Here is a 7,077-nt window from a genome sequence, read left to right as displayed (position 1 = left end):
GCGTCAGGCATGGAGGTGTGGAACCGAAGGGGCCGCCTCCCGTGGCTTCCCATGACGGCGACCGCGTGGTCGCCCTGAGCCTTCAACTCTCCCGAGCACACCAGGAACTGCGCCGCCAGGTCGGCCGTATCAGAGCCGGGATCGGACAGCGCCGCCCGGACGGCGACGCACTGCGCACCCACTGCCTGGCCTTCTGCGCCGCACTGACGGCACACCACCAGGGCGAGGACGAGGGCATGTTCGCCCAGCTGGTGCGCGAACGCCCACAGCTCGCCGGGACGGTCGCCAAACTCGTCGAGGACCACGAGATGATCGCCGCCATCCTCACCCGGGTGCGCGAACTCGCCGACCACGCCGCCGAATCGGCCGAACCGCCCGGCGAAGGACTGGAAGCGGTCGGGCGCGAACTCGACGGCCTCACGGCGATCATGGAATCCCACTTCGCCTACGAGGAACGGACGATCAGCGAGGCCCTCGACGGCGCGACGCCCGAGGGCAGTTGGCCAGACCGGGTGTTCCGGTTCGGCTGACGGGCGAGCCCCCGCCCGGCGGGGAGCGGAATCCCGTTGCGAGGTGAGGGCCGGCGCTGTAGACATGCCGCGATGACGATTTTTCATTGCGCCGCCTGCGGCGAGGCCCTCACGGCCGACCTTGAGCCCCTCCCGGCGGTTCCGGCCCGGCACCTGTTCGAGGGCGAGCTCGTCAACGGCCGCCGACAGGCCCCGCCCACCATGCCCCGCGGCCACTACGCCGTCGATCCGCAGCCGTACGGACCGCCGTTCGTCCCGGCCGAGGACCAGGACGGCTGTCCCCCCGCCTACCCCGGCGGCCCGTGCATCAGTGACTTCGACGGAATGGTCGTCGTCTCGGCCGGGCCCCGGAACACCTTCGTCCTGCACCCCGACGACGGGACCGGCCTCACCGGGCACGTGACAACGACCGGCCCACCCGGCTGCTGCGGAGCCCCCGGCGACGGCCCGCCCAACCGCGCCTGCCGCTGCGGCGCCGTGGTCGGAGGCGAGATGGCGGACTGCTACACCCCCTACGAACTCCACCTGCTGCCCGACGCCGTCCGCCCGACTGCCCACACCCCCGACCGCTGACGCACGCGGTCACCCGGACCCGACAGCTCCTTCATCCCACCCAGGAGTTGCCACTACCGGTCGTCGAACTCGCCCGCGCGGACGGCGGCGACGAAGGCCCGCCAGGCAGGGGAGCGGAAGCGGAGGACGGGCCCGTCGGGGTCCTTGGAGTCCCGGACGGGCCGCACGCCGGTGAAGCCGTCGGCGACCTCAACGCAGCCGTTCTGCCCGCCGCTGTACGTGCTCTTGCGCCAGGTGATCGCCATCGCGGTTGCCTCCTGCGGGTGGAGTGGGAAGTCGATGGGGATGACTTCCCACTCCGGCGCCGGGTTAGGCGCAGGTGTCAGTGCGGGCCGGTCCGGATGTCGCCGCCCCGGGACCAGAGTTCTTCGACGTGTTCGGCGAAGCGGTCGAACATGCCGTTCTCCCCGCTGCGCCGCAGGTGCATCAGCGGCGAGTCGTGGCCGACGGCGCGGGCGAGGTGAGGCGTGACGAGGGCGTGCTCGTCGAAGCGGAAGACGGAGAGGCCGACATGGTTCGGACCGTCGTCCGGAGCGCTGAACCGGGCCTCGAAGCCCTCGGTACCGGAGAGCTTGGCCAGGTTCTCCAGGGTGACCCTGATCCTGGTGGACACCGTGAGCGCCACGTCCTCGACCTGCTCGCGCTGACGCGTCGTGTCGGAGTCCGGATCCCCGAGGAGAAACCGGACCCGGCAACCGCTCTCGGCCTTGCGCCGCAGAGTCTGAAGCAGCGCGGGCTGCTCCAGCCACACGAAGTAGTTGGTGTACCCCGCGAGGAAGACGTCGGACCTGGCCTCGGCGATCAGCTGCGCCCAGACCGACTGCGGGCAGGCCGAGCGGTACGGGTAGACGGCGAACACCTCCCGGTCGCGCCCGGTCTTGACGTTCGCCCGCACGGTGTTGGGCCAGATCATCCGTTCATCACCCCCTGAGGTCGCGCTGGCGGGTTGAACCGGGCGGAGGGGTTGAGAAGGCCCCTAGAAACCGCCGGATCGGGGCGGCGGGGCCGGAGTTGCTGCTACCGGACGTCGAACTCGCCGGCGCGGGTGGCGGCGACGAAGGCCTGCCAGGCGGGGGAGGGAAAGAGGAGGACGGGCCCGTCGGGGTCCTTGGAATCCCGGACGGGCTGCACGCCGGTGAAGCCGTCGGCGACCTCGATGCACTGACCGCCACTGCCGCTGTACGTGCTCTTGCGCCAGGTGGTGTTCATCGCGGTTGCCTCCTGCGGGTGGAGTGGGAAGTCGATGGGGATGACTTCCCACTCCGGCGTCAGATAGGCCTAGCTGGCGTCGAACTCGCCGGTGCCGACGGCGGTGACGAAGGCCTGCCAGGCATCGGCGGGGAAGGCGAGGGTGTGGCCGTTGGGGTCCTTGGAGTCGCGGACCGGGACGATGCCGGGGAAGCCGTCCGCTACCTCGATGCATTCGCCGCCCTGGCCGCTGAACGTGCTCTTGCGCCAGCGAGCGCCGGATAGGTCAAGGTGCACTTTCAAATTCCTTCCGTACTGCGCGGATCAGCTCAAGCGACGGGGCCAGAGGCAGTGCCTCGGCTTGCAGCCGATCGTACTCCCTGGCCCAGCCTGCGAGGGTTTCGGCGTCGCGCTCCAGATGGCCGCGCAGGTGGCTCTCCGAATAGCCGAGCAGCGAACGATTCGGCATCGTCAGAAGTGTCACTGGATGCGCGAACGGCCGTTGCTCTCCGAGGCTGAGCGGGGCTACCTGGATGGTCATGTTCGGTAGACCGGCCAACTTCTCCAGGTGGGCCAGCTGGCCCACCATCACCGCAGGCCCGCCGATCGGCCGTCGCAGGCTCCACTCGTCGAGTACGGCCTGGACGTACGGCGGAGACGGTCGGTCGATCCGTTCCTGCCGGGCGAGGAGGAACCGCATGCGCTCATCGGCCTGCTGCTGAGTGACGGTCCCGCGCGTGACCGGTGCCTGTTCATAGGCTGCCGCATACTCGGGAGTCTGCAGCAGCCCTGAGATGACCCCGATCTGGAAGAGCCGGATGGCGGTCGCTTCGGCTTCCTTGTCGGCGTACTCGGGGAAACCCTCTATCAGGATTCTGTGTTCGAGCTGGTCGAGCATCAGGCCGAGGGTGCCGCCGCCTCAACCTCGTCTTCGACGGCGGCACCGTGCGCGATGACACCCGCCTCACCGTCCCGCCCCGGCATCGCAGTGGACTGTTCGGCGCCCGCTTCGTCCGCGCCCACGAACTCCCGGACGTCATGGCCCCCGCCCAGGCCGCCCGCGCCGCCGAAGCGCTCGCCAACCGCGCCGTCCCCCTCCTCCGTCCCGGAAAACGATACCGCGTACGGTCGCGGTCTTCAACCCGAATTGGACGAAGCCGCCGTGTGGCCGCCGCCTCCCGCCGCCAGCCGCCGGCGGGAGGCGCCGGTTCACCCGTGCGGTGGCCTGGCGTTTCCTTTGCCTGATGTGGCCGGAACCCACGCAGTTGTCACCGTACGGTCACCACGGGGTGAACGGGACCTAAAGGTCCAGACCACCGCCCAGTGCGGCCAGGACGTCCGCCGCGGTCCAGTGCCCGGCGGCGCCCGGGCGGGAGGCCAGGTAGTCGGCGCAGCGGTGCGCGTTCCAGCCGTGGGACTCGGCCAGGCCTGCGGCCAGGGTGCGCAGATAGGGCGCCGAGGGTGGATTGAGTGCGGCGCCGGCCAGGCCTTCGGGGGCGGTGAAGGTCAGCAGCGGGTGCCCGTCCAACTCGCCCGCGTGCACCAGCGTCTCGTACCGGCCGGGCCCGAGCCGGTCGCGTCCGTGCGTGAGGGTGCGGGTGAGGTCGAGGTCGGTGTCGGGGGAGCGGCGCATCTCCTGGGCGGCGATGTCGCTGAACTGACTGACCGTCATCAAGTAGGCCCGGAAGGGGAGTTCACCCGGTGCGTCCGGATCGTAGAAGCCGCTGCCGCCGCCCCACACCGCCGACTCCCGCGCGAAGTACAGCGTGCCGGGCAGGGTCGCGGCCACGTCCCGGCGCGGCGGGTGGTGGTCGCGGCAGCCGGGGTAGGTGTGCGCGCCGCCGTCGGGGCGGCCGCCGCGCAGGTAGCAGGCGAGCCGGGCGGCGTGCAGGTTCGACCCGTACGCCGCGTACCAGACGAGCCGTGCGCCGCCCTCCGTGCCGGACGCGCCGCTCCCGACGGCGCCCCCGAGGCCGCCCCCGCCCCCCGCGGGCCACCGGCGGGATCCGGCCACCATCATCGCTAAACCTCCAGATCTGGCGGGTCCGCTTTCACTACCGGTAGCGTCCCCGCCGCTATGGCGTAGACCACTCTTCGCCTTCGCGTCATATGCCTCCTGCCTCCGGCGATTACCCTTCGCCGCCGAAAGCGATCGAAAAACCCCGAAATGACTTTCGAATCGTTCCCTGATGCCCCCATATGTCGCCGAAAATGAAAAGTTCCTTTGACTCCACCTCCACGGCATCCAGCGGGCTCCCAGTGGAGTCATGGTGAGTGAGGCACCACGCAAGGTGACTCCCCGCATTCATCCTTAATGACTACTCCCAGCCGAGGACACTCCTTATGGACGCACGCCAGGACATGGCAGGCCCGGGAACGCTGAACCGTCCCGGGCCCGCTCACGCCGCCGGTTGGCCGGCGGTCCGGCCCGCGCACCCCCGCAGCCTGCTCGACATCGTCACCGCCACCGCCGACGCCCACCCGCACGCACCCGCGCTGGACACCGGCACCGCCGTACTCGACTACCGCGCCCTCATGCACGAGGTCGACACCCTCGCCGGCGTCCTCGCCGGGCACGGCATCGGCGCCGGGGACCGGGTCGGCGTGCGCATCCCCTCCGGCACCGCCGACCTGTACGTCGCCATCCTGGCCGTGCTGCGCTGCGGCGCCGCCTACGTGCCCGTCGACGCCGACGACCCCGACGAGCGCGCCGACATGATCTGGCAGGACGCCCAGGTGTGCGCCGTCCTCGGCGCCGAACGCCGGCTCGCCCCCGGCTCCGGGGCCGGGCCCCGCGGCAACCCCGTCTGGCCCACCCCCGCCGACGACGCGTGGGTCATCTTCACCTCCGGCACCACCGGCCGCCCCAAGGGCGTCGCCGTCACCCACCTCTCCGCGGCCGCCTTCGTCGACGCCGAGGCCCGCCTCTTCCTGCGGCAGCAGCCGCTCGGCCCCGGCGACCGTGTCCTGGCCGGCCTGTCGGTGGCCTTCGACGCCTCCTGCGAGGAGATGTGGCTGGCCTGGCGCCACGGCGCCTGCCTGGTGCCCGCCCCCCGCTCCCTCGTCAAGGCCGGCACCGACCTCGGCCCCTGGCTCGTCGAACGCCGCATCACCGCCATCTCCACCGTCCCCACCCTGCTCGCCCTGTGGCCGCAGGAGTGCCTGGACGCCGTGCGCCTGATCATCGTCGGCGGCGAGGCCTGCCCCGCCGAACTCGTCGAGCGCCTGGCCACCCCCGGCCGCGAGTTCTGGAACACCTACGGCCCCACCGAGACCACCGTCGTCGCCACCGCCGCCCGCATGCTCCCCGGCCAGCCCGTACGCATCGGCACCCCCCTGGACGGCTGGGAGATCGCCGTCGTCGACGCCGCCGGCCACCCCGTCCCCTGGTGCGAGACCGGCGAACTCCTCATCACCGGCATCGGCACCGCCCGCTACCTCGACCCCGCCAAGGACGCCGAGAAGTTCAGCGCCCACCCCGCCCTCGCCTCCCCGCGCGTCTACCGCAGCGGCGACCTCGTGCGCAACGACCCCGAAGGCCTCGTCTTCGTCGGCCGCGCCGACGACCAGATCAAACTCGGCGGCCGGCGCATCGAACTCGGCGAGATCGACGCCGCCCTCCAGGCCCTGCCCGGCATCCGCGCCGCGGCCGCCGCCGTCCGCAAGAGCCCCGCCGGCGCCGACCTGCTGATCGGCTACCTCGTCGCCCAGCCCGGCACCACCCCCGACCTCACCGCCGCCCGCCAGCACCTGCTCGGACGCCTGCCCGCCCCGCTCGTGCCCGTCCTCGCCCTCGTCGACTCCCTGCCCACCCGCACCTCCGGCAAGGTCGACCGCAACGCCCTGCCCTGGCCGCTCGCCACCACCGGCACCGCCACCCCCGGCACCGCCGCCCCCCTGGACGGCACCGCCGGCTGGCTCGCCGGCCGCTGGGAGGGCATGCTCGGCACGGCCCCCGGCCCCGGCGACGACTTCTTCGCCCTCGGCGGCTCCAGCCTCACCGCCGCCCGCCTCGTCTCCGAACTGCGCACCCGCCACCCCGGCGTCTCCGTCGCCGACCTCTACGCCCACCCCGTCCTCGGCGACCTCGCCGACTACCTCGACAACCTCGCCGGCCCCCCTCATACCGGCGGCGCCGCACACACCCCCACCCCCGTCCGCACCGTGCGCCGCACTCCCGCCAGCGCCGGCCTGTGGCAGACCCTCATCCTGCTCGGCGTCTTCAGCATCTCCGGACTGCGCTGGATCCTCGCCCTCACCGCCTTCGACAACCTCATCGGCAACCAGCTCAGCTGGGCCCCGCACAGCTCCTGGTGGCCCGTCGCCGCCGGCCTCCTCCTCTTCTACAGCGCCCCCGGCCGCACCCTCCTCGCCGCCGGCACCGCCCGCCTGCTCACCGCCGGCCTGCGCCCCGGCAGCCACCCCCGCGGCGGCCAGGCCCACCTGCGACTGTGGGCCGCCGAACGCGCCGTCACCCTCTTCGGCGTCGGCGCCCTCGCCGGCACCCCCTGGGCCCGCCGCTACGCCCGCGCGCTCGGCTGCCGCATCGGCGCCGGCGTCCTCCTGCACACCCTGCCCCCCGTCACCGGCCTCGCCCGCATCGGCGCCGGCGCCACCGTCGAACCCGAAGCCGACATCGCCGGCTGGTGGCTCGACGGCGACACCCTCCACCTCGGCCGCATCGACATCGGCGACGGCGCCCGCAACGGCGGCCGCTCCACCCTCAAGCCCGGCGCCCGCCACGGCCCCGGCGCCCCCCACGCCCCCCCCACCTCGCTCACACGCG

9 protein-coding genes are annotated in these 7,077 nt (G+C 72.5%); 3 read left to right on the top strand and 6 right to left on the bottom strand.

The window, feature by feature from the left end; genetic code table 11:
* The first annotated feature begins 41 nt into the window (after positions 1-41).
* Together ACFV61_RS28985 and ACFV61_RS28980 are read left to right on the top strand one after the other, a co-directional pair.
* On the top strand, positions 42-530 hold the full coding sequence (locus tag ACFV61_RS28985; RefSeq protein WP_380494793.1) for a hemerythrin domain-containing protein: 489 nt from the start codon (positions 42-44) through the stop codon (positions 528-530).
* A 72-nt stretch (positions 531-602) separates the two neighbouring features.
* The gene (locus ACFV61_RS28980; protein ID WP_380494791.1) at positions 603-1,103 is read left to right on the top strand and encodes a hypothetical protein; all 501 of its coding nucleotides are present in this window, start codon (positions 603-605) and stop codon (positions 1,101-1,103) included.
* 53 nt (positions 1,104-1,156) lie between these two features.
* On the opposite strand, the gene ACFV61_RS28975 is transcribed toward ACFV61_RS28980, so the two are convergent.
* The 6 genes from ACFV61_RS28975 to ACFV61_RS28950 form a co-directional block, all read right to left on the bottom strand.
* Positions 1,157-1,348 (bottom strand): DUF397 domain-containing protein, encoded by a 192-nt coding sequence (locus tag ACFV61_RS28975; protein WP_380494789.1) that lies wholly within the window; start codon positions 1,346-1,348, stop codon positions 1,157-1,159.
* A 77-nt stretch (positions 1,349-1,425) separates the two neighbouring features.
* Entirely contained in the window at positions 1,426-2,016 is a 591-nt protein-coding gene (locus ACFV61_RS28970) for a DUF5919 domain-containing protein (protein WP_063352954.1), read from the bottom strand.
* Between the two features lie 104 nt (positions 2,017-2,120).
* Entirely contained in the window at positions 2,121-2,312 is a 192-nt protein-coding gene (locus tag ACFV61_RS28965) for a DUF397 domain-containing protein (protein WP_380494787.1), read from the bottom strand.
* A gap of 69 nt (positions 2,313-2,381) precedes the next feature.
* The gene (locus ACFV61_RS28960; protein WP_380494785.1) at positions 2,382-2,594 is read right to left on the bottom strand and encodes a DUF397 domain-containing protein; all 213 of its coding nucleotides are present in this window, start codon (positions 2,592-2,594) and stop codon (positions 2,382-2,384) included.
* A complete protein-coding gene (locus ACFV61_RS28955) occupies positions 2,578-3,189 on the bottom strand; it encodes a DUF5753 domain-containing protein (RefSeq protein WP_380494783.1) in 612 nt (203 codons plus the stop codon). Before ACFV61_RS28955 ends, ACFV61_RS28960 begins: the two co-directional genes overlap by 17 nt.
* A gap of 402 nt (positions 3,190-3,591) precedes the next feature.
* Complete coding sequence (locus ACFV61_RS28950; RefSeq protein WP_380494781.1) at positions 3,592-4,308, bottom strand: histone deacetylase; 717 nt, start codon at positions 4,306-4,308, stop codon at positions 3,592-3,594.
* Positions 4,309-4,634: 326 nt separating this feature from the next.
* On the opposite strand from ACFV61_RS28950, the gene ACFV61_RS28945 reads away from it, so the two are divergent.
* Positions 4,635-7,077, top strand: a 2,443-nt coding sequence (locus tag ACFV61_RS28945; protein ID WP_380494778.1) for an amino acid adenylation domain-containing protein, incomplete at its 3' end; no start/stop codon positions are given.

Source organism: Kitasatospora sp. NPDC059817, from assembly GCF_042731835.1.
In the GTDB taxonomy this organism is placed as follows: Bacteria; Actinomycetota; Actinomycetes; order Streptomycetales; family Streptomycetaceae; genus Kitasatospora.
The sequence above is the reverse complement of the archived record's forward strand: the minus strand, read 5'-3'. Positions and strand labels throughout refer to the sequence as shown.